This window comes from Curvibacter soli, from assembly GCF_029211125.1.
Lineage (GTDB): Bacteria > Pseudomonadota > Gammaproteobacteria > Burkholderiales > Burkholderiaceae_C > Curvibacter_A > Curvibacter_A soli.
The window spans coordinates 12,791-37,122 of record NZ_JARGEN010000029.1 but is presented as its reverse complement, the minus strand read 5'-3'; the positions used below and the strand labels follow the sequence as shown (position 1 = coordinate 37,122).

Annotated in this window: 24 protein-coding genes and 1 tRNA gene; 14 read left to right on the top strand and 11 right to left on the bottom strand. The window is 65.4% G+C overall.

Features of this window, described 5'->3' with window-relative positions:
- The first annotated feature begins 3 nt into the window (after positions 1-3).
- From secY to PY257_RS07045, 9 genes are all read left to right on the top strand, one after another.
- Complete coding sequence (gene secY / locus PY257_RS07085) at positions 4-1,323, top strand: preprotein translocase subunit SecY (RefSeq protein WP_275740346.1); 1,320 nt, start codon at positions 4-6, stop codon at positions 1,321-1,323.
- A 6-nt stretch (positions 1,324-1,329) separates the two neighbouring features.
- Positions 1,330-1,548 carry a translation initiation factor IF-1 gene (gene infA, locus PY257_RS07080; protein ID WP_012734373.1) on the top strand — a complete coding sequence of 73 codons (219 nt, stop codon included), beginning with the start codon at positions 1,330-1,332 and terminating at the stop codon, positions 1,546-1,548.
- A 33-nt stretch (positions 1,549-1,581) separates the two neighbouring features.
- A complete protein-coding gene (rpmJ, locus tag PY257_RS07075) occupies positions 1,582-1,695 on the top strand; it encodes a 50S ribosomal protein L36 (protein WP_011481465.1) in 114 nt (37 codons plus the stop codon).
- Positions 1,696-1,715: 20 nt separating this feature from the next.
- Positions 1,716-2,081: a 30S ribosomal protein S13 gene (rpsM, locus tag PY257_RS07070; protein ID WP_275740344.1), complete on the top strand. Its 366-nt coding sequence runs from the start codon at positions 1,716-1,718 to the stop codon at positions 2,079-2,081.
- An 18-nt stretch (positions 2,082-2,099) separates the two neighbouring features.
- On the top strand, positions 2,100-2,504 hold the full coding sequence (gene rpsK, locus PY257_RS07065) for a 30S ribosomal protein S11 (RefSeq protein ID WP_275740342.1): 405 nt from the start codon (positions 2,100-2,102) through the stop codon (positions 2,502-2,504).
- 103 nt (positions 2,505-2,607) lie between these two features.
- The gene (rpsD, locus tag PY257_RS07060; RefSeq protein ID WP_275740340.1) at positions 2,608-3,231 is read left to right on the top strand and encodes a 30S ribosomal protein S4; all 624 of its coding nucleotides are present in this window, start codon (positions 2,608-2,610) and stop codon (positions 3,229-3,231) included.
- A 122-nt stretch (positions 3,232-3,353) separates the two neighbouring features.
- The gene (locus PY257_RS07055) at positions 3,354-4,343 is read left to right on the top strand and encodes a DNA-directed RNA polymerase subunit alpha (RefSeq protein WP_275740338.1); all 990 of its coding nucleotides are present in this window, start codon (positions 3,354-3,356) and stop codon (positions 4,341-4,343) included.
- A gap of 89 nt (positions 4,344-4,432) precedes the next feature.
- Positions 4,433-4,834 (top strand): 50S ribosomal protein L17, encoded by a 402-nt coding sequence (gene rplQ / locus PY257_RS07050; RefSeq protein ID WP_275740336.1) that lies wholly within the window; start codon positions 4,433-4,435, stop codon positions 4,832-4,834.
- Positions 4,835-4,853: 19 nt separating this feature from the next.
- Positions 4,854-4,930 (top strand) — tRNA-Met (locus PY257_RS07045).
- A gap of 677 nt (positions 4,931-5,607) precedes the next feature.
- Here the strand turns inward: PY257_RS07045 and PY257_RS07040 are convergent.
- Positions 5,608-7,668, bottom strand: coding sequence for a molybdopterin-containing oxidoreductase family protein (locus PY257_RS07040; protein ID WP_275740334.1), 2,061 nt, complete (start codon positions 7,666-7,668; stop codon positions 5,608-5,610).
- Between the two features lie 113 nt (positions 7,669-7,781).
- Here PY257_RS07040 and PY257_RS07035 point away from each other — a divergent pair, with 113 nt between their 5' ends.
- Positions 7,782-8,924 carry an ABC transporter substrate-binding protein gene (locus tag PY257_RS07035; RefSeq protein ID WP_275740333.1) on the top strand — a complete coding sequence of 381 codons (1,143 nt, stop codon included), beginning with the start codon at positions 7,782-7,784 and terminating at the stop codon, positions 8,922-8,924.
- Here PY257_RS07035 and argE read toward each other — a convergent pair whose 3' ends face one another.
- Entirely contained in the window at positions 8,925-10,106 is a 1,182-nt protein-coding gene (gene argE / locus PY257_RS07030; RefSeq protein WP_275740332.1) for an acetylornithine deacetylase, read from the bottom strand. It abuts the gene before it with no gap.
- Between the two features lie 67 nt (positions 10,107-10,173).
- On the opposite strand from argE, the gene PY257_RS07025 reads away from it, so the two are divergent.
- Positions 10,174-11,403 carry a M20 aminoacylase family protein gene (locus PY257_RS07025; RefSeq protein ID WP_275740330.1) on the top strand — a complete coding sequence of 410 codons (1,230 nt, stop codon included), beginning with the start codon at positions 10,174-10,176 and terminating at the stop codon, positions 11,401-11,403.
- Positions 11,404-11,425: 22 nt separating this feature from the next.
- The gene (locus PY257_RS07020; protein ID WP_275740328.1) at positions 11,426-11,680 is read left to right on the top strand and encodes an acyl-CoA-binding protein; all 255 of its coding nucleotides are present in this window, start codon (positions 11,426-11,428) and stop codon (positions 11,678-11,680) included.
- 366 nt (positions 11,681-12,046) lie between these two features.
- On the opposite strand, the gene PY257_RS07015 is transcribed toward PY257_RS07020, so the two are convergent.
- Positions 12,047-13,210: an aminopeptidase gene (locus tag PY257_RS07015; protein ID WP_275740326.1), complete on the bottom strand. Its 1,164-nt coding sequence runs from the start codon at positions 13,208-13,210 to the stop codon at positions 12,047-12,049.
- Positions 13,211-13,301: 91 nt separating this feature from the next.
- Between PY257_RS07015 and PY257_RS07010 the strand changes: the two genes are divergently transcribed.
- Together PY257_RS07010 and PY257_RS07005 are read left to right on the top strand one after the other, a co-directional pair.
- The gene (locus tag PY257_RS07010; RefSeq protein ID WP_275740323.1) at positions 13,302-14,582 is read left to right on the top strand and encodes an SAM-dependent methyltransferase; all 1,281 of its coding nucleotides are present in this window, start codon (positions 13,302-13,304) and stop codon (positions 14,580-14,582) included.
- 2 nt (positions 14,583-14,584) lie between these two features.
- A complete protein-coding gene (locus PY257_RS07005) occupies positions 14,585-14,905 on the top strand; it encodes a DUF1840 domain-containing protein (RefSeq protein ID WP_275740321.1) in 321 nt (106 codons plus the stop codon).
- A gap of 239 nt (positions 14,906-15,144) precedes the next feature.
- Here the strand turns inward: PY257_RS07005 and PY257_RS07000 are convergent, their stop codons facing one another.
- From PY257_RS07000 to PY257_RS06965, 8 genes are all read right to left on the bottom strand, one after another.
- On the bottom strand, positions 15,145-16,119 hold the full coding sequence (locus PY257_RS07000; RefSeq protein ID WP_275740318.1) for a tripartite tricarboxylate transporter substrate-binding protein: 975 nt from the start codon (positions 16,117-16,119) through the stop codon (positions 15,145-15,147).
- Positions 16,120-16,285: 166 nt separating this feature from the next.
- On the bottom strand, positions 16,286-17,530 hold the full coding sequence (locus PY257_RS06995) for a phenylacetate--CoA ligase family protein (protein ID WP_275740315.1): 1,245 nt from the start codon (positions 17,528-17,530) through the stop codon (positions 16,286-16,288).
- A gap of 90 nt (positions 17,531-17,620) precedes the next feature.
- Positions 17,621-18,451, bottom strand: coding sequence for an ABC transporter ATP-binding protein (locus tag PY257_RS06990; protein ID WP_275740313.1), 831 nt, complete (start codon positions 18,449-18,451; stop codon positions 17,621-17,623).
- Positions 18,452-18,554: 103 nt separating this feature from the next.
- Complete coding sequence (locus tag PY257_RS06985) at positions 18,555-19,862, bottom strand: ABC transporter substrate-binding protein (protein WP_275740311.1); 1,308 nt, start codon at positions 19,860-19,862, stop codon at positions 18,555-18,557.
- Positions 19,863-19,959: 97 nt separating this feature from the next.
- Complete coding sequence (locus PY257_RS06980; protein WP_275740309.1) at positions 19,960-21,279, bottom strand: ABC transporter substrate-binding protein; 1,320 nt, start codon at positions 21,277-21,279, stop codon at positions 19,960-19,962.
- A 115-nt stretch (positions 21,280-21,394) separates the two neighbouring features.
- Positions 21,395-22,471, bottom strand: coding sequence for a branched-chain amino acid ABC transporter permease (locus tag PY257_RS06975; RefSeq protein WP_275740307.1), 1,077 nt, complete (start codon positions 22,469-22,471; stop codon positions 21,395-21,397).
- Between the two features lie 112 nt (positions 22,472-22,583).
- Positions 22,584-23,513, bottom strand: a complete 930-nt coding sequence (locus PY257_RS06970) for a branched-chain amino acid ABC transporter permease (protein WP_275740305.1) — start codon at positions 23,511-23,513, stop codon at positions 22,584-22,586.
- Positions 23,514-23,540: 27 nt separating this feature from the next.
- Positions 23,541-24,326 carry an ABC transporter ATP-binding protein gene (locus PY257_RS06965; RefSeq protein ID WP_275740303.1) on the bottom strand — a complete coding sequence of 262 codons (786 nt, stop codon included), beginning with the start codon at positions 24,324-24,326 and terminating at the stop codon, positions 23,541-23,543.
- Between the last annotated feature and the right edge of the window lie 6 nt (positions 24,327-24,332).

Below are 24,332 nucleotides of genomic sequence, written 5' to 3'. Positions count from 1 at the left end.
ATCGTGGCAACTAGCGCGGCAAATCTGGCCAAGACGGGAAAGTTCGGCGACCTGCGTCGCCGGCTCGTATTCCTGTTGCTGGCGCTGGTCGTGTACCGCGTCGGCGCGCACATTCCCGTGCCCGGCATCGATCCCGAGCAGCTGCGCCAGTTGTTCAGCAGCCAGCAGGGCGGCATCCTGAACCTGTTCAACATGTTCTCGGGGGGGGCGCTGTCGCGCTTCACGGTGTTCGCGCTGGGGATCATGCCGTACATTTCGGCATCGATCATCATGCAGCTCATGACATACGTCGTGCCGACCTTCGAGCAGATGAAGAAGGAAGGCGAGGCGGGCCGGCGCAAGATCACGCAGTACACGCGCTATGGCACGCTCGGGCTCGCGCTTTTCCAGTCCCTGGGCATTGCCATGGCGCTGGAAGGTTCGGCGGGTCTGGTGCTCAGTCCGGGTTTCGGCTTCCGCGTGACCGCCGTCGTGAGCCTCACCGCCGGGACCATGTTCCTGATGTGGCTGGGCGAGCAAATCACTGAGCGCGGCCTGGGCAACGGCATATCGATCCTGATCTTTTCCGGCATCGCCGCGGGCCTTCCGGGGTCCATCGGCGGCTTGCTGGAACTGGTGCGTACGGGCGCGATGAGCATCGTTGCCTCCATCTTCATCGTCGCGGTGGTCATCCTGGTCACCTACTTCGTCGTATTCGTCGAACGCGGGCAGCGCAAGATCCTTGTCAACTATGCGCGCCGCCAGGTGGGCAACAAGGTGTATGGCGGCCAGTCGTCGCATCTGCCGCTCAAGCTCAACATGGCCGGTGTCATCCCGCCGATATTTGCGTCGTCGATCATCCTGCTGCCGGCCACCGTGGTGAACTGGTTCAGCAGCAGTGAGTCCATGCGCTGGCTCAAGGATATTGCCGGGGCATTGACGCCGGGGCAGCCGATCTATGTGCTGCTTTATGCCACTGCCATCGTATTTTTCTGCTTCTTCTACACGGCGCTGGTGTTCAACAGCCGTGAGACGGCGGACAACCTGAAGAAGAGCGGCGCATTCATTCCGGGTATCCGCCCAGGGGATCAGACGGCGCGGTACATCGACAAGATTCTGGTGCGTTTGACATTGGCGGGCGCCATCTACATCACGTTCGTGTGCCTGCTGCCCGAATTTCTGATCTTGAAATACAACGTGCCGTTCTACTTCGGTGGAACCTCGCTGCTGATCATCGTGGTGGTGACCATGGACTTCATGGCCCAGGTGCAGAACTACATGATGTCGCAGCAGTATGAATCGTTACTGAAAAAGGCGAGTTTCAAGACTTCTCTCAATGGTTGAGTTGACGTGGCCAAGGACGATGTCATTCAGATGCAAGGGGAAGTTGTGGAAAACCTGCCGAACGCGACTTTCCGCGTGAAGCTGGAGAATGGCCACGTCGTGTTGGGTCACATATCCGGAAAGATGCGCATGCACTACATCCGCATTCTTCCCGGCGACAAGGTGACCGTTGAGTTGACGCCCTACGATTTATCGCGGGCCCGGATTGTGTTCCGTGCGAAGTAAGCCGGGACGGGATAAAAGTTTTAGGAGAATGAAATGAGAGTTTCGGCTTCGGTCAAGAAAATTTGCCGCAACTGCAAGATCATCCGCCGCAAAGGTGTGGTGCGTGTGATCTGCACTGACCCGCGCCATAAGCAGCGCCAGGGTTGAAGAGTTTTTAGAGGACGCACATGGCACGTATTGCTGGTATCAACATTCCGCCGCATCAGCATGCGGAAATCGGTCTGACCGCCATCTTCGGCATTGGCCGCACGCGCGCTCGCAAGATATGCGAAGCATGCGGCATCGCCTATGCCAAGAAGATCAAGGACCTGACAGACGGCGATCTGGAAAAGATCCGCGACCAGATCGCTCAGTTCACGATCGAAGGCGACCTGCGCCGCGAAACCACGATGAACATCAAGCGCTTGATGGACATCGGCTGCTACCGCGGTTTCCGCCATCGCCGTGGCTTGCCGATGCGCGGTCAGCGCACCCGCACCAATGCCCGTACCCGCAAGGGTCCGCGCAAGGCTGCCGCGGCACTGAAAAAATAAACGGATTGAGAGAGCATCATGGCCAAGTCTCCTGCCAACAACGCCGCACAGCGTGTCCGCAAGAAGGTTCGCAAGAACGTTTCCGACGGCATCGCCCACGTGCACGCGTCGTTCAACAACACCATCATCACCATCACCGACCGCCAGGGCAACGCACTGTCGTGGGCGTCCTCGGGCGGCCAGGGCTTCAAGGGTTCGCGCAAGTCCACCCCGTTCGCCGCGCAGGTCGCCTCCGAAGTCGCAGGCCGTGCAGCCATCGACCAAGGCATCAAGAATCTCGACGTCGAGATCAAGGGTCCTGGTCCTGGCCGCGAATCGTCGGTGCGTGCGCTGGGTGCCCTGGGCATCCGCATCACGTCCATTTCCGACGTAACGCCGATGCCGCATAACGGCTGCCGCCCGCAAAAGCGTCGTCGCATCTAACTGTCCGGTTCGCCCGTTCACTATTCACAAGCCCACCGCCGTTTGCCATAGGCAAGCGGCTCCCGCAGCCAGGTGCTGCGGCAGATGACACAAGGAAATTCAAGTGGCACGTTATCTCGGCCCCAAGGCCAAGCTCTCCCGCCGTGAAGGCACCGACCTGTTCCTGAAGAGCGCCCGCCGCTCCATTGCGGACAAGGCCAAGTTTGACTCCAAGCCCGGCCAGCATGGCCGCACGTCCGGCCAGCGCACTTCCGACTTTGGCCTGCAACTGCGCGAGAAGCAGAAGGTCAAGCGCATGTATGGCGTGCTGGAAAAGCAATTCCGCCGCTACTTTGAAGAAGCCGAGCGTCGCCGCGGCAATACCGGCGCCAACCTGCTGTCGCTGCTGGAATCGCGTCTCGACAATGTGGTCTACCGCATGGGTTTCGGCTCCACGCGCGCCGAAGCGCGCCAGCTCGTATCGCACAAGGCGATCACGGTCAATGGACAGCAGGTGAACATTCCTTCCTACCTCGTCAAGGTGGGTGACGTGGTCGCCGTGCGCGAAAAGTCAAAGAAGCAGAACCGTGTCCTGGAGGCTCTGCAACTCGCGCAGCAGGTTGGTCTGCCGGCCTGGGTGGAAGTGAATGCGGACAAGTCCGAAGGTGTCTTCAAGAAGACCCCGGACCGCGACGAGTTCGGCGCCGACATCAACGAATCCCTCATCGTCGAGTTGTATTCGCGTTGATGCCTTCGCGCCTTTGCGCTTTTTTTCCAAGAAAACCGTTCCTGAACCGCGAGGCATCGCGGTTCAGGTGCTTCACCAGCCTTACCGGTGTAACGAGCCGGGGGTATTGAGAGGAAGTCTGCATGCAAACCACTTTGCTGAAACCCAAGACGATCAACGTCGAGCAACTGGGCCACAATCGCGCCAAGGTCGCGCTTGAACCGTTCGAGCGTGGCTATGGTCACACGCTGGGCAACGCGATCCGGCGTGTACTGCTCTCGTCGATGGTCGGGTATGCGGCGACCGAAGTGACTATCGCGGGCGTTCTGCACGAGTACTCGTCGATCGACGGTATCCAGGAGGACGTGGTTGACATCCTCCTGAATCTGAAGGGCGTTGTCTTCAAGCTCCACAACCGCGACGAAGTGACGCTCTCGCTGCGCAAGGATGGCGAAGGTGCCGTCACGGCGCGCGACATCCAGACGCCGCACGACGTGGAGATCATCAACCCCGACCACGTCATCACCACCTTGTCGCAGGGCGGCAAGCTGGACATGCAGATCAAGGTCGAAAAGGGCCGCGGCTATGTGCCTGGCAACTTGCGCCGCTATGCCGACGAGGCCACGAAGTCCATCGGCCGCATCGTGCTCGATGCTTCGTTCTCGCCCGTCAAGCGCGTGAGCTACACCGTGGAAAGCGCGCGCGTCGAGCAGCGCACCGATCTGGACAAGCTGGTACTGGAGATCGAAACCAACGGCGCGATCACCGCCGAAGACGCGGTGCGCGCGTCCGCCAAAATTCTGGTTGAGCAACTCGCAGTGTTCGCGCAGCTCGAAGGCGGCGAACTGGCTGCATTCGATGCACCGACCCCGCGCGGCAACATGTCGTTCGATCCGATCCTGTTGCGTCCGGTGGACGAGCTCGAACTCACGGTACGTTCCGCCAACTGCCTGAAGGCCGAGAACATCTACTACATCGGCGACCTGATCCAGCGCACGGAAAACGAGCTGCTCAAGACACCGAACCTGGGCCGCAAGTCGCTCAACGAAATCAAGGAAGTCCTGGCTTCCCGCGGCCTGACACTGGGCATGAAGCTGGAAAGCTGGCCGCCCGCAGGCATGGACAAGCGCTGAGTTAGAATCCATACCCCCTCAAAAGCGGGGAAGTGCCTCGGACAGTACCTGATACGGCTGTCCGATTTTTAATAGAGAAGGAAAGCACTATGCGACACGGACACGGACTCCGTAAACTGAACCGCACCAGCGAGCACCGCCTCGCCATGCTGCGCAACATGATGAATTCGCTCATCGAGCACGAGGTCATCAAGACCACCTTGCCCAAGGCCAAGGAACTGCGCCGCGTGGTGGAGCCCATGATCACCCTGGCCAAGGAAGCCACGCTGGCCAACCGCCGCCTCGCGTTCGACCGCCTGCGCGACCGTGACAGCGTGACCAAGCTGTTCAACGTGCTCGGCCCGCGCTTCAAGGCGCGCCCGGGCGGCTACACCCGCATCCTGAAGATGGGCTTCCGCGTTGGCGACAACGCACCGATGGCCCTGGTTGAGTTGCTGGACCGCCCTGAAGTCGAAGAAGTCACGGCTTCCGACGCAGAGGCTGCAAATTAAGCTATAATCTAAATCTTGCCGCGCGGTGGAGCAGCCTGGTAGCTCGTTGGGCTCATAACCCAAAGGTCGCAAGTTCAAATCTTGCCCGCGCAACCACTAGATGAGACCGGTCCCCGCCCAGCGGCTACGAGTAGTAGCTGCTGGGCGGGGCTCTTCATTCTGGCCCAGGTGTCGCCTGGGGGCTGCACAAGTTCGACACTTCCTGAATGTAATTGTTTGATCCCAAGCCGGCAGAGCCGGAACCAAACAGGTTGGAAATGCGAACGCAACCTTACCCCCTCGGTCGTACGCAAGAGTTTTGGTACGTTCCACCGATTCGCGCCCACTTGCACCTGTTCCTGGCAAGGCCAGGAAATGTTGTAACCCATTGGGTCGTAAGGCAATGTGCCTATCGCGTCATCGACGCGAAATGTACTTTCGTACATCGGGAATCTTCGCACAATCTGTCAAGACTTGGCCGCTTAGGTTAACAGGGGTTCTGAACCTGCCGCCTTCCCCTGCCAAGGAAGAAGTGGCAGGCCGTGCAGGGTTGGCAGACCGGAACAAGGAACCGACACCCCCTTGCGGGAGTCCCCACACGGCCCGCCGAAAAGCGTGCGTGTGCTGCGCAAATTAAAAAGCCGCGAACCAATGACCCTGGAAACGGCAGGTGCATAGCGCTCTCACCCACGAGGTGAACGCGATCAAAGCCGGCAACGCTCGATTTCATGCGGCCTGCAAGGGATACAAAGCGGTCAACTGCCGTTTCCAGGTGACAGCAGGGAGGATGGAAATCACTCGCTGCGTGCCACCTCCACCAGGCAGTCGTAGAACGTCGGCGCGCGGCCCAGGTCGGTCAGGGCCTGGCTGGTCAGTTCGTTGACGTTGGTGCCGTTCGCGCCGAACTTGCGCCACCAGATGCCCAGGCCGTGCACCACGCCCGCGCGGGCGCGCGGCGATACCGCCGCGCGGCAGCGGTAAACGCCCCGTGCGTTGAACACCCGCACCATGTCGCCGTCGCCGATGCCGCGCGCCTGGGCGTCGGCGGCATGGATCTCGAGCAGTGGCTCGCCCTCGGCATCGCGCAGGCTCTTCACGTTCACGAAGCTGGAGTTGAGGAAATTGCGCGCCGGCGGCGAGATCATGGCCAGCGGGTAGTCCGCCGAACTGCCGGGCGCTTCGAAGTTGGGCAGGTAGCCGGGCAAACCGTCCAGGCCCTGGGCCGCCAGCCGCGCGCTGTAGAACTCGCAGCGGCCCGAGGGCGTGGCGAAGCCGCCCTCGGCGAACGGCGCTGCGGGCAGCGCCAGCGTGGCGAAGCCGTGGTCGAGCAGGTGCTGGAAGTCCACCGCGCTGCCATACGCCTGGCGGCACAGCGCCTCGTCGTCGTCCTGGAAGCATGGCTCGTCGAAGCCCATGCGCGCGGCCAGCGCGCGGAAGATCGCCGCGTTGGAGCGCGCCTGCCCCACGGGCGCGATGGCCGGGCGGTTCAGCAGCACGTCGGTGTGGCCGTAGGCGGCGTGCACGTCCCAGTGCTCGAGCTGCGTTGTCGCGGGCAGCACGTAGTCGGCATAGTCGGCGGTGTCGGTCATGAAGTGCTCGAGGACGACGGTGAACAGGTCCTCGCGTGCCAGCCCGCGCGCCACCTTGGCCGACTCGGGCGCCACGGCCAGCGGGTTGCTGTTGTAGACCACCAGCGCCTCGATGCGCGGGCCGGCCTCCACCGACGCCTCGTGCAGCAACGCGTCGCCGATGGTGCTCATGTTGACGGTGCGCGGCCTGCGGTCCGCCAGCAGGTCGGGGCGCTGCAATGCGGTCCGCTGCACCGGGAACGCGCCCGAGGCGCTGAGCAGCAGGCCGCCCGCGCGGTGCCGCCAGGCGCCCGTGAGCGCGGGCAGGCAGGCGATGGCGCGCACCGCGTTGCCGCCGCCGCGCGTGCGTTGCACGCCGTAGTTCAGGCGGATGGCGGCGGGCCGCGTCGTGCCCCAGTCGCGCGCCAGGCGGCGTATCTGCTGCGCGTCGATGCCGCAGATGGCTGCGGCACGCTCCGGGCTCCACTGCAGCGCGCGTTCGCGCAGAGCCTCCCAGCCCAGGGTATACCGGGCGATGTAATCGTGGTCCAGCCAGTCGTGCACGATCAGTTCGTGCATCAGCGCCAGCGCCAGCGCGGCGTCGGTGCCGGGCAGCAGGGCGATGTGCTCGTGGCATTTCTCCGCCGTCTCGCTGCGGCGCGGGTCGATGCAGACCAGCCGCGCGCCGTCGCGCTTGGCCTGCAGCGCGTGGCGCCAGAAATGCAGGTTGCTGCCGATGGAGTTGCTGCCCCAGATGAGGATGAGCTTGGCCTCGCAGAAGAACTCCACGCGCATGCCGAGCTTGCCGCCCAGCGTCTGCGTGAGCGCTTCGCCGCCCGCAGACGAACAGATCGTGCGGTCCAGCAGCGACGCACCCAGGCGGTGGAAGAAGCGCCGGTCCATGCTCTCGCCCTGCACCAGCCCCATGGTGCCGGCGTAGCTGTAGGGCTGGATGGCCTGCGCATCGCGCGCCGCAATGGCGCCCAGGCGGCGCGCGATGTCGTCGAGTGCCTCGTCCCACGCCACGGGCTCGAACCGGCCCGCACCTTTGGGGCCCACGCGGCGCAGGGGCTGCAGCACGCGCTCGGGGTGGTAGGTGCGCTCGGTGTAGCGCGACACTTTCGCGCACAGCACGCCCGCCGTATGGGCATGGTCGGGGTTGCCCTGCACCTTCACGGCCACGCCGTTGTCCACGGTGGTCAGCAGGGCGCAGGTATCGGGGCAGTCGTGCGGGCAGGCGCCGCGCACCTGCGTGGCGGCATGGGGGTTGGCGGCGGGCTGTTGCATGGCGAATTTGTGACAATGGGGCGCGGAACGCCCGTAAACTCATCGGCTGACGCGCAAAACCGCCGGTATGGACCTGGCGGATGCCCTGCGGCAACCAAGACGAGGATTTGACCATGGATGCGAAGGGAACGAGCCGGCGGCGCTTTGTCGCCCGTGCGGGAGGGGCTGCGCTGGTGGCCGGCTTTGGGCTGGCGCATGCGCAGAGCGAGAAGATCGTGCTGGGCCAGTCCGCGGCCTTCACGGGGCCTTCCGCGCAACTGGGCCTGCAGTTCAACGCGGGGGCCAGGCTCTACTTCGACCAGCTCAACGCCCAGGGCGGCGTGGGCCGCCGGCTGATCGAGATCGCCCGCCTCGACGACGGCTACGAGCCCGACCGCTGCGCCGAGAACACGCGCAAGTTCATCGCCGACGACGTGTTCGCGCTGTTCGGCTACATCGGCACCCCCACCACGCTGGCGGCGCTGCCGCTGCTCACGCAGGCGCGCATCCCGCTGCTGGCGCCGTTCACCGGCGCCATGGCGCTGCGCGAGCCGTTCAACCGCAACGTGTTCCACGTGCGCGCCTCGTACAACGACGAGACCGCGCTCATCGTCAGGCAACTCACCGGCCTGGGCATCACGCGCATCGGCGTGTTCCACCAGAACGACTCCTACGGCAAGGCCGGGCTCGACGGCGTGACGCTGGCGCTGGCGGCGCAGAACCTCAAGCCCGCGGGCCAGGCCACGGTGGAGCGCAACAGCAACGACGTGGCCGCTGCCGTCAAGACGCTGGTGGCCGCGCAGCTGCAGGCCATCGTGCTGGTCAGCACCTACGGCTCCTGCGCGGCGTTCATCCGGGCGGCGCGTGCCGCGGGCTATGGCGGCACGTTCTACAACGTCTCCTTCGTCGGCACGCAGGCGCTGGCAGACGCGCTGGGCAAGGACGGCGCGGGCGTGGTGGTGTCGCAGGTCGTGCCATCGCCCTACCAGCCGTCCAAGCCGATCACGCGCGAGTTCCTCGACGCCATCCGGAAAGGCGGCGGCGCGGTGCAGCCCAACTATTCGAGCCTGGAGGGCTACATCGCCGCCCGCGTGTGCGCCGAAGGGCTGCGCCAGGCCGGCGACAAGCCCACGCGCGAGGGCTTCGTGCGCGGGCTGGAGGCGATCAGCCCGCAGCACCTGCCGGGCTTTCCCATCACCTACGGCAGCGCCAACCACGCGGGCTCGAAGTTCGTGGAAATCTCGATGCTGACCGGCGACGGCGGCGTGCGCACCTGACTATTGCAGCCGCTCGCTCGCGGCCAGCCCGCGCAGGAACGCCTCGCAGCGCGCGAGCTGCTCCAGGCTCACGTACTCGTCGGGCTGGTGGGCCTGGGCGATGCTGCCGGGGCCGCAGACCACGGTGGGGATGCCCGCGCTCTTGAACAGGCCGGCCTCGGTGCCGAAGGCCACGAGCGTGGTGCGCCGTGCGTGCTCGTGCTGGCCCGCCAGGCGTTGCGCCAGGCGCGTCACGGCGTCGTCGGCGGAGCCCAGGAAGGCCGGCACCTCGCAGATCGTCTCGAACGTGAATCCGGCCTCTGGCGCTACTTTTTTCATAGCTGCTGCCGCAATATCTGCGTGCGCTAGCACCTCTTTTTGCATGGAAATCGCATCCGCCGTGGGCAGGTTGCGGAATTCGTAGCGGAACACCGCGTCGCGCGGCACCACGTTGTCGGCGATGCCGCCGTGGAACTGGCCCACGCTGGCGGTTGAGAATGGCACGTCGAAGCCGGCGTAGCGCGGCTCGTCGCGCTCGAAGCCCTCGGCCATGTCGCGCAGCTTGCAGACCATGCGGGCGGCCATCTCGATGGCGTTGACCGACTGTGGCGTGAGCGACGAATGCGCCTCCCTGCCGCGCACGCAGCACTGGTAGCGGTACACGCCCTTGTGCGCGATGGCCGGCACCATGCCGGTCGGCTCGCCCACGATGCAGGCCAGCGGCGCGATGCCCGCGTCGTGCAGGTCGGCGATCAGCTCGCGCACGCCGAAGCAGCCCACCTCCTCGTCGTAGCTGAAGGCCAGGTGCACCGCGAACGGCGCGCGGCTGTCCAGGAAATCCTGCGCATGGGCCAGCGCCAGCGCGATGAAGCTCTTCATGTCGGCGCTGCCGCGCCCGTAGAGGCTCGGGCCCTCGGGGCCGTCGCGCACTTCGGGCGCCAGCGGGTCGCTGCTCCAGGCCTGGCCGTCCCAGGGCACGGTGTCGGTGTGGCCGGAAAGGATCACGCCTGCCGGCTTGCCTTCGCCGAGCGTGGCGAACAGATTGGCCTTGGCGCGGTCGGCGCTGAAGGTGATGCGACTGGCCACGCCCAGGCGCTGCAGTTCGTCGCGCACGAAGTGGATCAGCTCCAGGTTGGAGCGGCTGCTGACGGTGTTCATGCGCACCAGGGTCTGGGCGAGTTCGAGCGAGCGTGTGGAAACCATGCCCCGCATTGTGGGCGATGCGCGCGGCAGTCAGTCAGTCTAGACTGGCAAGCCAAGGAATGCCGCCATGAAGCTCATCGACTCCATCGTCACCCAGGCCGCCGGCATCGCCGCGCTGCGCCGGGACATCCACGCGCACCCGGAACTCTCCTTCGAGGAGGCGCGCACCGCCAACCTCGTGGCCGCGCGGCTCGGCGCATGGGGCATCCCCGTGCACCGCGGCATGGGCACCACCGGCGTGGTCGGGATCGTGAAGGGCAACGGCACCAGCTCCCGCGAAGCCGGGCAAAACGGCGCGCGACCGCGCGCCATCGGTCTGCGCGCCGACATGGACGCGCTGCCCATGCAGGAGTCCAACGCCTTCGCCCACGCCAGCCGCCACGCGGGCAAGATGCACGCCTGCGGCCACGACGGCCACACGGCCATGCTGCTGGCCGCGGCCCAGCACCTGGCGCGGCACCGCGATTTCGACGGCACGGTCTACCTGATCTTCCAGCCGGCGGAGGAGGGCGGGGGCGGCGCGCGCGAGATGATCCGCGACGGCCTGTTCGAGCAGTTCCCCATGGAGGCCGTGTTCGGCATGCACAACTGGCCCGGCCTGCCCGCCGGCAGTTTCGCCGTGTCGCCGGGGCCGGTCATGGCCTCCACGAGCGAGTTCAAGATCACCGTCCGCGGCAGGGGCGGCCACGCGGCCATGCCGCACCTGGCGCTGGACCCGGTGCCCGTGGCCTGCCAGATGGTGCAGGCGTTCCAGACCATCATCAGCCGCAGCAAGAAGCCCATCGACGCGGGCGTCATCTCCGTCACCATGGTCCACGCGGGCGAGGCTACCAACGTGGTGCCCGACACCTGCGAGCTGCAGGGCACGGTGCGCACCTTCAGCGTCGAAGTGCTCGACCTGATCGAGCGACGCATGCGCGAGATCGCCGAGCACACCTGCGCCGCGTTCGGCATGGGCTGCGATTTCGCGTTCGAGCGCAACTACCCGCCCACCGTCAACACCCCGGACGAGGCGGAGTTCGCGCGCCGCGTCATGGCCTCCATCGTGGGCGAGGAGCGGGTGCTGGCGCAGGAGCCCTCGATGGGCGCGGAGGACTTCGCCTACATGCTGCAAGCCAAGCCCGGCGCCTACTGCTTCATCGCCAACGGCGACGGCGGCCACCGCGGCATGGGCCACGGCGCCGGCCCCTGCACGCTGCACAACCCGAGCTACGATTTCAACGACGACCTGATTCCGCTGGGCGCCACCTACTGGGTGCGGCTGGCGCAGCAATGGCTGGGCCAGCCCCGGCCCTGAACACAACGAGGAGCCAACCCCCATGTCCGACCTGAACGTCGCCTTCGAGGCCGCCGTCGCCAATTCCAAGCTGCTCGACGAGCGCCCCGACAACCCCACGCTGCTGAAGATCTACGCGCTCTACAAGCAGGCCGTGCAGGGCGATGTGCAGGGCGAGCGCCCCGGCTTCACCGACGTGGTGGGTCGCGCCAAGTGGGATGCCTGGAACAAGCTCAAGGGCACGGCGGGCGACGCGGCCCGGCAGCAGTACATCGACCTCATCGAGTCGCTGCGCTAATGCAGTGTTCAACGCCAAGCAGCACATAAAACCGCGCCTTTTGCCGCATGGCGGCGCTGCAAATCCTCGCGATAGCGACGGCTATCGCTGTGGTTTGCGCCTTGCCCTGCGCCAAAACGCATCGCTTTTATCCTGGAAACGGCAGTTGGATGCGCCTGCCGGTGCCGTGATCGGGGTGCCAGGCAAGGCGCGACGACGCGGCGGGCTACTGCCCGCAAGGAGGAGCAACGCCGCATGGCGCGCCGAGCGCGGTGCTGGCAGGTGCATAGCGCTCTCACCCACGAGGCGAACCCCATCGAAGCCGTCAACGCTCGATTTCATGCGGCCTGGCAAGGGATGCGAAGCGGTCAACTGCCGTTTCTAGGTTTATTGGTGCCGCCAAGCATCGAACACTGCACTAGCCGGCGGCGGCGCCATGAGCGCATCGAGCGCCGCGTGGCGTTCGTCCCTGGGCTGCCTGGCCAGCGCGCGCACCGCCGCGTAGAAGCGCGGCCAGTCCGAGCCTTCCCGCGCGAACAGCGCCTCGAACGCGGGCACCAGGTCGTCGTAGGCGGCCAGCGCGCCGAAGGCCGCGTTGTTGGCGCGCGCCACCCAGGTGTCGTAGCCCGCCAGCGCCGCGGCGTCCGCGCCGCCCTGCATGCCGGGCTCGGTCAGCCAGCGCTCGCGCAGGGCTGCGTAGCGCTCGCGGAACGTCTGCATTGCTTCGTTTTTCATAGCTGCTACCGCAGGTATATCAAGCGCTGGAGCCGTTTTTTGTTCATAAATATGCACCAGCCGCACGCGCGTCTCGCGCGTCAGCGCACGGAACGCGGCGCGGCGCGTCTGCGCCCGCGCCGACGCCTCGCGCGCCGTCGCGCTGGCCTGCGTGTCCAGCCAGCGCTGCCCGCCGATGCGCTCCACCGCCGTGGCGAACGATTCGTTGAACACCGTATCGCCGCTGGCATACACCACCTGGTGCGCCATCTCGTGGAACAACAGGCGCACGAAATCGCCCTCGGGATAGCCGACGAAGGTGTTGAGCAGCGGGTCGCCGCCGGCCCAGTTCATCCAGCCCAGCGTGGAATAGGCGGGCACGCCGTAGACGCTGGTCTCCAGCCCCTGCGCGGCCAGGCTTGCGGCCTCGGCGCGGGCGCCGTCCTCGTCGAAGTAGCCGCGATAGCCGATGCAGCCCGTGACCGGGAAGCACCAGGTGTGCAGCGTGAGCGACAGCGGTGGGGCGGCCACCACGTTCCACACGGCGGCGCGGCGGCCCAGGTCGGCGTAGCGGTGGTAGCTGGCGTTGTCGGGCAGGCCCAACTCGGCCACGGCGAAGGCCCGGGCACGCTGCGCCAGCTCCAGCCGCGCGCGCAGCGCCGCGGGGGTGTCGGGGCGGGCGATCCAGTCCTCCACGGGCCGCGCCGCGCCCATCAGTTGCAGGTGGCCGCGCACCGACTGCGCGTAGTAGCCCAGGTCGGCGCAGCCCGGCAGTGCAACGGCGGCGGCCAGCAGGGCCAGGGCGCGCAGCAGCCGGGGAGGGTTGCGGTGGGTCATGCAGAAAACTACGTACCGGTGTAAGGTTCGGCCTTGGATTCTGGCGGCCCCCCATGGTTCATGGCCGCCAGCACGACGAGGAAAGCATGCAATGTCGATGATGCAGGAAAGAATCGCGCAGCGCCTGGCCGAGCTACCGGTTCCCGTGGTGCTGCAACTGCCTTCGGGCGAACGGGTGGGGCCTGCCAACGCGGCGGTGGCCCTGATCTTCAAGGACGCGATGGCCCTGGCCACGCTGGCCACCGGGCAGATAGGCGCCCTGGGCGAAGCCATCGTCGAAGGCCGCGTGCGGTTCGAGGGCCGCATCCGCGACCTCATGGCCGCGGCCGTCGGCCTGCTGCCGGGCGACCCGGTGCAGACGCAGAGCAATACCGGCTGGTGGGCGCGCACGCTGCGCCGTGCCAGGTCGCTGGCCACGCATACCATCGAGCGCGACGCGAAGCAGATCCAGTTCCACTACGACGTCTCCGACGCCTTCTACGCCCTGTGGTTGGACCCGCGCCGCGTGTATTCGTGCGCCTACTACCGCGAGCCGGGCATGACGCTCGCGCAGGCGCAGGAGGCCAAGCTCGACCACATCTGCAGGAAGCTCATGCTCCAGCCCGGCGAGCGCTTCCTCGACATCGGCTCGGGCTGGGGCGGCCTGCTGCTGTGGGCCGCCGAGCACTACGGCGTGGATGCCACGGGCATCACGCTGTCGAAGAACCAGCACGCCCATGTGCAGCGGCTCATCGAGGAGCGCGGCCTGACGGGGCGGGTGCGCGTGGAGCTGCGCGACTACCGGCAGCTCGAAGTGCCCGAGCCGTTCGACAAGGTGGCCTCGGTGGGCATGTTCGAGCACGTGGGGCGCGCCAACATGGTGGCCTACTTCAAGACCGTGCGGCATCTGCTGCGCCCCGGCGGGCTGGTGATGAACCACGGCATCACCTCGGGCGGGCTCGACAACGCCCAGCTCGGTGCCGGCATGGGCGATTTCATCGAGAAGTACATCTTCCCCGGCGGCGAGCTGGAGCATGTGAGCACCGTGCTGCACGACATGAGCGCCGCGGGCCTGGAGATGGTGGACGCCGAGAACCTGCGCCCGCACTACGCCCGCACGCTCTGGGCCTGGTCCGACACGCTGGAGGCGCGGCTCGACGAGGCGCGCGCCGTGCTGTCCGCCAATGGCGGGCCCGAGCGCGCCGAGCGCGTGCTGCAGGCCTACCGCCTGTACCTGGCGGGCTGCGCCATGAGCTTCGAGCGCGGCTGGATATCGCTGCACCAACTGCTGGCCACCCGCCCCGACGGCAGCATGGAAAGCGGCGGCCTGCGCGGCGCACAATCGGTGTACCCGTTCAACCGCGGCTACATCTACGACAAGCAGGAGGCATGAACATGCTGTTCAAGTTCAAATCCCAGGCCGTTGCCGACGTCATCATGCTCGACGCCGATGGCCGCGAGATGCTGAAGATCATCGGCAAGGAGCCCAGCCCCACGGGCATCGTCACCGTGGCGCAGGTGCCCGCGGCCATCGCGGCCATCGAGGCCGCCGTGGTGCGCGACGAGGCCCGCCCGCCCGACGCGGACGACGACGCGCAGGGCGAGGAAGACGACGAGCGCTCCAACGGCATCCGCCTGCGCCAGCGCGCCGTGCCTTTCATCGACCTGCTGCGCCGCAGCGCGGCGGCGGGCAAAGACGTGGTCTGGGGCGTCTGATCACGCTGAAAACCGCAGTTGCGCCAACCGGAAAACTGAAGAAGCCGCAATATCCATGCGGGTTTCCCAAGACTGCAGAGCCGTTCCAAATGGGCGAGTCTGGAAGGCATGGGAACTCAATGCGTGACAGGCACTTGCTCGAATTTTGGGGATGCAACTGCCGTTTTCAGTGAAAAAAGGGGCGCAAAAAAGCCGCCCGGCCCGCAGGCGAGGCGGCTTGCGCGGGGGCGATGCGGCAGTCAGTCGGCGTACACGCCTGCGGCCTTGATGACCGGGCCCCACTTGGCGATCTCGGCCTCGACGAAGGCCTTGTGCTCCGCGGGCTCGATGCGCTTGTCGCTGGCCACCACGGCTCCCAGGTCTTCCTCGCGCTTGATGAAGGCCGGGTCCTTGAGCGCGGCCTTGAGCGCGTTGTTGAGCTTGTGCAGCACGTCGGGCGGCGTGCCCTTGGGCGCGTACAGGCCGTGCCAGATCGTCACTTCGAAGCCCTTGAGGCCCGCTTCGTCGAGCGTGGGCAGGTCCGACAGGCCCGGCGTGGTCAGGCGCTTGCGCGTGGTCACGCCAAAGGCCTTGACCTTCTTGCCGTCGATCTGCGCCTTGGTGTTGGTGGTCTGGTCGCACAGCAGGTCGATCTGGCCGCCGATCAGGTCGGTGATGGCCGGCGCCGTGCCCTTGTACGGCACGGTCTGCATCTCGGTCTTGAGCGCGCTCTGGAACAGCAGGCCGCACAGGTGCGAGGCGGCGCCCAGGCCGGCGTTGCCGAGGTTGACCTTGCCCTTGTTGGCGTCGATCCAGGCCGCCAGTTCCTTGTAGTTGTTGGCGGGCAGGCTGGGTTTGCCGATCAGCGTCATGGGCACGTCGTTGATGATGCCCAGGTATTCGAAGTCGGTCTCGATCTTGAACGGCAGCTTGCGGTACAGCGCGGGCATGGTGGCCATGCCGATGTGGTTGACCAGCAGCGTATAGCCGTCGGGCGCGGCGCGCGCCACCTTGGCGGTGCCGATGGAGCTGCCCGCGCCCGCAGCGTTGTCGATGATGACGCTCTGGCCCAGCGGCTTTTCGAGCGCCTGGGCCAGGTCGCGCGCCACCTTGTCGGTGGGGCCGCCGGCGGCGAAGGGCACGACGATGGTGATGGGCTTTTCCTTGGGGAAGTCGGCGGCATGCGCGCCGAGCGCGGCCAGGGCGGCGGCAGCGGCTATCAGTAGTTTCTTCATTGCGATGGCTCCTCTTGGGGTGAAGGGACGATGCTAGTGGCGGCCAGGGCCGTCGGCATCAAGGTAACTATCTAGTATTCAACGCGAAGCAGCCCATAAAACCGCGCCTTTTGCCGCATGGCGGCGTTGCAAATCCTCGCGATAGCGACGGCTATCGAACACTGCGCTAGCGATAGCTGCGCACGTCCTCGATCACCTTGCCGTCGTTGGGCAGGCTGCCCGGCGGCAGCAGTTCCACCTCGCAGCGCAGCTTGGTCACCTCGCGCACGGCATCGGCGATGCGGGCGGCCAGGCCCTCCTGCGGGTCGGCTTCCACGCGCAGCGCCATGCGGTCGTCGGCCATTTCGCCGCTGACGACCAGGCGTGCACGCTGCACCTGCGGGAAGCGCTTGACCACGCTGGCGATCTGGCCGGGGTGCACGAACATGCCGCGCACCTTGGTGGTCTGGTCGGCGCGCCCCATCCAGCCCTTGATGCGGGTGTTGGTGCGGCCCGTGGGGCACTGGCCGGGCAGCACGGCAGAGAGGTCGCCGGTGCCAAAACGGATCAGCGGGTAGTCCGGGTTGAGCGTGGTCACCACCAGTTCGCCCACTTCGCCTTCGGGCAGCGGGTCGCCGGTGCCGGGGCGCACGATTTCGACGATCACGCCTTCGTCGAGCACCAGGCCTTCGCGGGCCGTGGTTTCATAGCCGATCAGGCCCAGGTCGGCCGTGCCGTAGCACTGGTAGCCCTGCACGCCGCGCGCGGCCAGCCAGTCGCGCAGCGACGGCGGAAAGGCCTCGCCCGACACCAGCGCCTTGGTGACGCTGGGCAGGGCAATGCCTTGTTCATGGGCCTTGTCCAGGATGATCTTGAGAAAGCTGGGGGTGCCGATGTAGCCGGCCGGGCGCAGCTCGGCCATGGCCTGCACCTGCTGCTCGGTCTGGCCGGTGCCGCCGGGAAACACCGTGCAGCCCAGCGCATGGGCACCCGTTTCCATCATGGAGCCGGCAGGCACGAAGTGGTAGCTGAAGCTGTTGTGGGCCAGCTCGCCGGCGCGAAAGCCGGCGGCGTACAAGGCGCGCGCCATGCGCCAGTAGTCGCGGCGCGGGCCCTCGGGCTCGTAGAGGGGGCCGGGGCTGCAGAACACGCGCGGCATGGCGGCGCCGAAGCCGATGGTGGCAAAACCGCCAAACACGTTGTCGGCGCGCCCGGCCTGCTGGCGCTCCAGCAGCTCGTGCTTGCGCGTGACGGGCAGGCGCGCCAGCGCGGCGCGGCTGGTGATGGTGGCGGCGTCCACGCCTGCCAGAATGCCCGCGAAGGCGGGGCTGGCCTGCTGGGCGTGGGCGATCTGCCGGGGCAGGGCCGCCATCAGGGCGGCTTCGCGCTCGGCGGGGGCGCGGGTTTCCAGGGCGTCGTAGAACATGCTCATGCCTGGGGCTCCTGTGGGTTTGGGTTTAGGGGTAAAAATGGCTGATAGCGCAGAAGGTATAAGCGCTTGCAGCTATTAAAATAGTAGCAATCAGGCCAGCCAGCGCTTGCGCCGCTTGTAGCTCTTGACGTCCTTGAAGCTCTTGCGCTCGCCGCCGCCGACGCCCAGGTAGAACTCCTTGACGTCCTCGTTGTTGGCGAGATCGGCAGCGGCGCCGTCCATCACCACGCGGCCGCTTTCCATGATGTAGCCGTAGTCGGCGTATTTCAGGGCCATGTTGGTGTTCTGCTCGGCCAGCAGGAAGGTGGTGCCTTCCTTGGCGTTGAGGTCCTTGACGATGTTGAACACCTCTTCGACGATCTGCGGCGCCAGGCCCATCGAGGGCTCGTCGAGCAGGATGATGCTGGGGTTGGCCATGAGTGCGCGGCCGATGGCGCACATCTGCTGCTCGCCGCCCGAGGTGTAGGCCGCCTGGCTGGTGCGGCGCGTCTTCAGGCGCGGAAAATAGTTGTAGACCTTGTCCAGGTTGGCGGCCACCTCGCCTTTGTCCTTGCGGGTGTAGGCGCCGGTGAGCAGGTTTTCTTCGATGGTCAGGTGGGCAAAGCAGTGGCGGCCTTCCATGACCTGCACCACGCCGCGCTTGACCATGTCGGACGGCGTGAGGTTCTGGATGGGCTCGCCGCGCAGCACGATGCTGCCCTTGGTGACCTCGCCGCGCTCGCCCTTGAGCAGGTTGGAGATGGCGCGCAGCGTGGTGGTCTTGCCCGCGCCGTTGCCGCCCAGCAGGGCGACGATGCCCTTTTCGTGCAGCTGCAGCGACACGCCCTTGAGCACCAGAATCACATGGTTGTAGATGACTTCGATGCCGTTGACCACGAGCACGGGCGGGGCGGAGTTGGGGGCGGTTCGGGTGTCGGTCATGGTTTCACCGTTGGTCATCAAAAATAATAGCTGCCCGCGCAGAACCCATAAGGGTTTGAGCCGTATTTGGCATGGATTCAACGCGGGGATTCCCGGGGGCGGGTCAGTTGCAGGAGCGAACCTTGATGTTCTTTTCCTTGGCGTATTTCTCGGCGTATTCCTTGACCAGCGGGTCGATCAGCGACTTGTCGCCCTGGTACCAGTCGGAGACGACGTTCCACTTGGTTCCGTCCCACTGCGCAATGCGTGCCCAGTCGGTGCCCATGTGGTTCCCGCAACTGGTCTTGACGGGGCGCAGCATCTTGCCGAAGCCCAGCTCGTTCAGGCGCTCTTGCGTGAGGTCGAGGTTTTCCAGGCCCCAGCGCACCTGCTCGGGTGTCATGGGCTTGCCCTTGCCAAATTTTTCCTGCGCGGCGCGGATGCTCTCGACCTGCAGCATGGAGATCACCATGCCGCGCGTGTGGGCCAGGGCGCCCAGCTCCTTGGCGTCGCTGGCAGCGCCCTGGCCCTTGTCGTAGAGCAGGGCCTTGACTTCGTCGTGCACCTTGTCGTGCTCGGCGGTGTTGTGGATGGTGACGGTGTTGTAGCCCTTGGCGCCGCTGATGCCCGTCACGTCATGGTCGGAGCCGCCCCACCAGATGGCGTACATCTTCTCGCGCGGAAAACCGGTGGCCTGCGCCTCGCGGATGGCGGTGGGCGTCATCACGCCGGCGGACCACAGGATCACGTAGTCGGGGCGGTTCTGGCGCACCTGCAGCCAGGTGGCCTTCTGCTCCACCCCAGGCGCGGTGACGGGCAGCAGCGACAGCGCAAAGCCTTCTTTTTCGGCACGCTTTTGCAGCAGCGGAATGGGTTCCTTGCCGTAGGGCGAGTCGTGATAGACCAGCGTGATCTTCTTGCCCTTGAGGCTGCCTTTTTCCTTCTTCAGGATGTCCTGGACGATGGAGTCGGCCGCCGTCCAGTAGGTGCCCAGCAGCGGGAAGTTCCACTCGAACACCTTGCCATCGACCGACTGCGACAGGCCGTAGCCCGGTGTGACGACGGGGATTTTGTCGATGGGCGCTTTTTCTGACACGGCAAAGGTGATGCCCGTGGACTGGGGGTCAAAGCCCACGGCACCGACGCCCTTGCCCTTGAGGCGCTCGTAGCATTCCACCCCGCGGCTGGTTTCGTAGGCGGTTTCGCATTCCTCATAGACCAGCTTGACGCCGTTGATGCCGCCCTTGGCGTTGACCAGCTTGAGGTAGTCCAGCTTGCCGTCCGCCCATGGAATGCCCAGCGGGGCAAACTGGCCGGTGCGGTAGGACAGCAGCGGAATGAATTGCTCCGGGGCTTGCGCGGATGCACTGCCGGCAAAGCCCATGCCCGCAAAGGCGAGGGCGGCGGCTACGGTCATGCGGTTGAGCTTCATGCTTGTCTCCTTGTAGTGGCGTGGAAGTGGAATACAGCGGGGATACAGCGGGGCACATGACCCGCGCGGTGCTGCGCGCAGGCCATGTCTTTTTTGCTTACTTGCAGTCGGTGCGGCGGGCAAGCTTCTTGTCGGCCAGGTACTTGTCGCCATGCTCCTTGATGAGGGGGTCCAGCACCGCCTTGTCGGCCTGGTACCAGTCGGAGGTGTATTTCCAGTTCTTGCCGTCCCAGGCATACACGCGCCCGCTGCTGGAGCCCATGTGGTTGGCGCAACTGGTGGCAAAGGGCTGCATCACGCCCTCAAAGCCCAGCTCCTTGAGGCGCTTGGCGTCGAGCTTGAGGTTTTCCATGCCCCAGCGCACCTGCTCGCCGGTCATGACCTTGCCCTTGCCGAACTTTTCCTGCGCGGTGCGCACGGCCTCGACGGCCAGCATCTGGGTGATGACGCCATGCATGTAGAGCACGTCGCCCACTTCGTCCCGCGGGCCGGTGCCTTGCTTGGCGTCGTGCACCAGCGTGAGGATGTCCTGCATCACCTTGGATTGGGTGCCGGGTGTGTACAGCGACAGCCCGTTGAAGCCCTTGGCGCTGTCGCCCAGGTCACGCACGGCCGGCTCGCTGCCGCCCCACCAGATGCTGTACATCTTCTCGCGCGGGAAGCCGGTGGCATGCGCCTCCTTCAGCGCGGCGCTGTTCATCACGCCCCAGCCCCACAGCAGCAGGTAGTCGGGGCGGCTCTGGCGCACTTGCAGCCAGGTGGACTTTTGCTCCACGCCGGGCGCCGTCACGGGCATCAGCTGCAGGGTAAAGCCGTGCATCTGCGCGCGCTTTTCCAGCAGCGGAATGGCGTCCTTGCCGTAGGGGCTGTCGTGATAGACGTAGGCAATCTTCTTGCCCTTGAGCTTGTCCAGGCCGCCCGCCTGCTTGCCCAGGTGCTGGATCAGGATGTCCGCGCCCATCCAGTAGGTGCCCAGGAAGGGGAAGTTCCACGGAAAGGCGTTGCCGTCCTGCGAGATCGACAGTCCATAGCCCTGCGTCATCAGCGGGATTTTGTCCACGGCGGTTTTTTCGGTCAGCGCGAAGGTGATGCCGGTGGCCAGCGGGTCCACCACGGCCACACCGGGACGGTTTTTCAGGCGCTCGTAGCACTCCACGCCGCGGTCGGTGGCGTAGGCGGTTTCGCATTCCTCGTAGGTGAGCTTGACGCCGTTGATGCCGCCGTCGCGCGCGTTGATGAGCTTGATGTAGTCCACCTTGCCGTTGGACCATGGAATGCCGTATGCGGAATAGGCGCCCGTGCGGTAGGTCAGCTGCGGAAAGAACTGCTCGCTGGCCTGCGCGCTGGCGCTGGACACAAAGCCCGCGCCCGCGGCAGCCATTGCGGCGGCAAGCGCCAGATGGGTGATCTTCTTCATGGGAGTCTCCTTGGTTCCAAACAAACAAAATGGGGCTGAGTCCAGTTGGCCTTTGGCCCCTGCAAATAAAGCGTTTGAAGCTATTGTTGTGATAGCAAAATGGTGGCTGACAGGATCAGTGCGGGAAGGGCCACACGCGCATCTTCTGCTTGCCGGTGGACCACAGCTTGGCAATGCCGTGCGGCTCGACGATCAGAAACCACACGATCAGCACGCCGAAGACGATCAACTCGGCATGCGAGATGCCCGCGGTGGAAATATGCATGCCGAACATGCCGGCGATGGCGGGCAGCAGCAGGTTCAGCACGATGGGCAGCACCACGATGAAGGCCGCGCCAAAGAAGCTGCCCATGATGGAGCCCAGCCCGCCGATGATGACCATGAACAGCAGCTTGAACGAGATGTCCGACGAGAACGCCGCCGGCTCCCAGGCGCCCAGGTGCACGAAGCCCCACAGCGCGCCGGCCACGCCGACGATGAACGAGCTGACGGCAAACGCCGAGAGCTTGGCGTACATGGGGCGGATGCCGATCACGCTGGCGGCCACGTCCATGTCGCGGATCGCCATCCACTCGCGGCCGATGGCGCTGCGCACCAGGTTCTTGGCCAGGATGGCGATGATCACCAGCAAGGTCAGGCAAAACAGGTACTTGGACTGCGGCGACTGGATTGGCATGCCGAACACCGCCAGGTCGCTCACCGACACCGAGCCCGAGGGCGAGTCGTTGGTGAACCACTTGATGCGCAGGAACATCCAGTCGCTGAAGAACTGCGCCGCCAGCGTGGCCATGGCCAGGTACAGGCCCTTGACGCGCAGGCTGGGCAGGCCGAACAAAATGCCGAACAAGGTGGCGCACAGGCCGCCCAGGATCAGCGCGGCAATCAGGGGCATGCCCGGCACGCGCGCCACGAAGTTGTAGGCGCCATAGGCACCCACCGCCATGAAGGCGCCCGAGCCCAGCGAGATCTGGCCGCAGTAGCCCACCAGGATGTTCATCCCCAGCGCGGCCAGCGACATGATGACCAGCGGCGTCAGGATGGCCAGGTAGAAATAGTCGGTGGCCAGCAGGGGCACCACGATGAAGGCCGCCGCAATCAGCAGCCAGATGGCCACCTTGTCCTGCAGGATGGGAAAGACCTGCTGGTCGGCACGGTAGCTGGTCTTGAACTGACCGTTTTCTCTGTAAAACATGGTGCTTTCTCTCTTTTACACGCGGTCAATGATCTTTTGGCTTCGGACACTGCGTGCCCTGCGCCGAAAAATCATTCTTTGCCTGGGCAAAATGCCCTCCGGGCAGATCGCGTTACACGCGATCAATGATTTTTTCTCCAAACAACCCCTGCGGCCTGAACAGCAGGAACGCCAGGGCCAGCACGTAGGCAAACCAGATTTCGATGCCGCCGCCCACGAAGGGGCCCAGGTACACCTCGGAGAGCTTCTCGCCCACGCCGATGATCAGGCCGCCGATGATGGCGCCGGGCACCGAAGTCAAACCGCCCAGAATGACCACCGGCAGGGCGCGCAGTGCTACGGTGGTGAGAGTGAACTGCACCCCCAGCTTGGAGCCCCAGATCATCCCGGCCACCAGGGCCACCACACCGGCCACGCACCATACGATCACCCAGATGCGGCTGAGCGGAATGCCGATGGACTGGGCCGCCTGGTGGTCGTCGGCCACGGCGCGCAGGGCCCGGCCGGTGCTGGTCTTCTGGAAGAACACCGACAGCGCAGCCACCAGCGCGGCGGCGATCAGGGCGGCAATCACGTCTTCCTGGTTGACCATCACGCCGCCCTCGAATACAGATTCGAGCACGAACACCGGGTCTTTGGGCATGCCCACGTCGATCTTGTAGATGTCGCTGCCAAACAGGGTCTGGCCCACGCCTTCGAGAAAATAGGTGATGCCCAGCGTGGCCATCAAGAGCGTGGTCGCGTCCTGGTTGACCAGGTGGCGCAGCACCAGCCGCTCGATGAACCAGGCGCAGATGAACATCACGCCCGCCGCCAGCACAAAGGCGGCGACGTTGGCGGCGATCTTGTTGTCTATGCCCGTCCACTGCGGAACCCATTCGGCAAAGCGGGCCATCGCCAGGGCGGCGAAAAGCACCATCGCCCCCTGGGCAAAATTGAAGACGCCCGAGGCCTTGAAAATCAGCACGAAACCCAGTGCCACCAGCGCGTAGAGCATGCCGGCCATCAGGCCGCCAAGCAGTGTTTCCAGAAAGAATGCCATCGAGAGTCTCCGGTGTTGCGTGGTGTGTCAGTGGCTGGTGCCCAGATAGGCGCGGACCACGTCTTCGTTGTTGCGCACCTCTTCAGGCTCGCCGTCGCCGATCTTCTTGCCGTAGTCGAGCACCACGACGCGGTCGCTGATGTCCATCACCACGCCCATGTCGTGCTCGATCAGCACGATGGTGCTGCCGAACTCGTCGTTCACGTCCAGGATGAAGCGGCACATGTCCTGCTTTTCCTCGACGTTCATGCCGGCCATGGGCTCGTCGAGCAGCAGCACCTGCGGCTCCATGGCCAGAGCCCGTCCCAGGTCCACGCGCTTTTGCAGGCCGTAGGGCAACTGGCCCACGGGGGTCTTGCGAAAGGCCTGGATTTCCAGAAAGTCGATGATGTGCTCGACGAATTCGCGGTGCGCAATCTCTTCGCGCTCGGCCGGGCCCCAGCGCAGCGCCTGCAGCAGCAGGTTGCTTTTGATCTTGAGGTTGCGCCCGGTCATGATGTTGTCGATCACGCTCATGCCCTTGAACAGCGCCAGGTTCTGGAAGGTGCGTGCCACGCCCATCTCGGCCACCTGACGGCTGTTCATGTGGCCAAAGGTCTGGCCGCGGAAGGTGATCGAGCCCTCTGACGGCGTGTACACGCCGTTGATGCAGTTGAGCATGGAGCTCTTGCCGGCGCCGTTGGGGCCGATGATGGAGCGGATCTCGTGCTCGCGCACGTTGAACGAGATGTCGGTCAGCGCATTGACGCCGCCAAAGCGCAGGCTGATGTTCCTGATGTCCAAAATGACATCGCCGATCTTTTTCTGTGTCATGGCTGT

What these genes read in the sequence shown, in the direction of transcription:
- rpmJ (WP_011481465.1), top strand. Translation starts at nt 1,582, where the DNA reads ATGAGAGTTTCGGCTTCGGTCAAGAAAATTTGCCGCAACTGCAAGATC.
- rpsM (WP_275740344.1), top strand. Translation starts at nt 1,716, where the DNA reads ATGGCACGTATTGCTGGTATCAACATTCCGCCGCATCAGCATGCGGAA.
- rpsK (WP_275740342.1), top strand. Translation starts at nt 2,100, where the DNA reads ATGGCCAAGTCTCCTGCCAACAACGCCGCACAGCGTGTCCGCAAGAAG.
- PY257_RS07055 (WP_275740338.1), top strand. Translation starts at nt 3,354, where the DNA reads ATGCAAACCACTTTGCTGAAACCCAAGACGATCAACGTCGAGCAACTG.
- rplQ (WP_275740336.1), top strand. Translation starts at nt 4,433, where the DNA reads ATGCGACACGGACACGGACTCCGTAAACTGAACCGCACCAGCGAGCAC.
- PY257_RS07040 (WP_275740334.1), bottom strand. Translation starts at nt 7,668, where the DNA reads ATGCAACAGCCCGCCGCCAACCCCCATGCCGCCACGCAGGTGCGCGGC.
- PY257_RS07035 (WP_275740333.1), top strand. Translation starts at nt 7,782, where the DNA reads ATGGATGCGAAGGGAACGAGCCGGCGGCGCTTTGTCGCCCGTGCGGGA.
- argE (WP_275740332.1), bottom strand. Translation starts at nt 10,106, where the DNA reads ATGGTTTCCACACGCTCGCTCGAACTCGCCCAGACCCTGGTGCGCATG.
- PY257_RS07025 (WP_275740330.1), top strand. Translation starts at nt 10,174, where the DNA reads ATGAAGCTCATCGACTCCATCGTCACCCAGGCCGCCGGCATCGCCGCG.
- PY257_RS07020 (WP_275740328.1), top strand. Translation starts at nt 11,426, where the DNA reads ATGTCCGACCTGAACGTCGCCTTCGAGGCCGCCGTCGCCAATTCCAAG.
- PY257_RS07015 (WP_275740326.1), bottom strand. Translation starts at nt 13,210, where the DNA reads ATGACCCACCGCAACCCTCCCCGGCTGCTGCGCGCCCTGGCCCTGCTG.
- PY257_RS07010 (WP_275740323.1), top strand. Translation starts at nt 13,302, where the DNA reads ATGTCGATGATGCAGGAAAGAATCGCGCAGCGCCTGGCCGAGCTACCG.
- PY257_RS07005 (WP_275740321.1), top strand. Translation starts at nt 14,585, where the DNA reads ATGCTGTTCAAGTTCAAATCCCAGGCCGTTGCCGACGTCATCATGCTC.
- PY257_RS07000 (WP_275740318.1), bottom strand. Translation starts at nt 16,119, where the DNA reads ATGAAGAAACTACTGATAGCCGCTGCCGCCGCCCTGGCCGCGCTCGGC.
- PY257_RS06995 (WP_275740315.1), bottom strand. Translation starts at nt 17,530, where the DNA reads ATGAGCATGTTCTACGACGCCCTGGAAACCCGCGCCCCCGCCGAGCGC.
- PY257_RS06990 (WP_275740313.1), bottom strand. Translation starts at nt 18,451, where the DNA reads ATGACCGACACCCGAACCGCCCCCAACTCCGCCCCGCCCGTGCTCGTG.
- PY257_RS06985 (WP_275740311.1), bottom strand. Translation starts at nt 19,862, where the DNA reads ATGAAGCTCAACCGCATGACCGTAGCCGCCGCCCTCGCCTTTGCGGGC.
- PY257_RS06980 (WP_275740309.1), bottom strand. Translation starts at nt 21,279, where the DNA reads ATGAAGAAGATCACCCATCTGGCGCTTGCCGCCGCAATGGCTGCCGCG.
- PY257_RS06975 (WP_275740307.1), bottom strand. Translation starts at nt 22,471, where the DNA reads ATGTTTTACAGAGAAAACGGTCAGTTCAAGACCAGCTACCGTGCCGAC.
- PY257_RS06970 (WP_275740305.1), bottom strand. Translation starts at nt 23,513, where the DNA reads ATGGCATTCTTTCTGGAAACACTGCTTGGCGGCCTGATGGCCGGCATG.
- PY257_RS06965 (WP_275740303.1), bottom strand. Translation starts at nt 24,326, where the DNA reads ATGACACAGAAAAAGATCGGCGATGTCATTTTGGACATCAGGAACATC.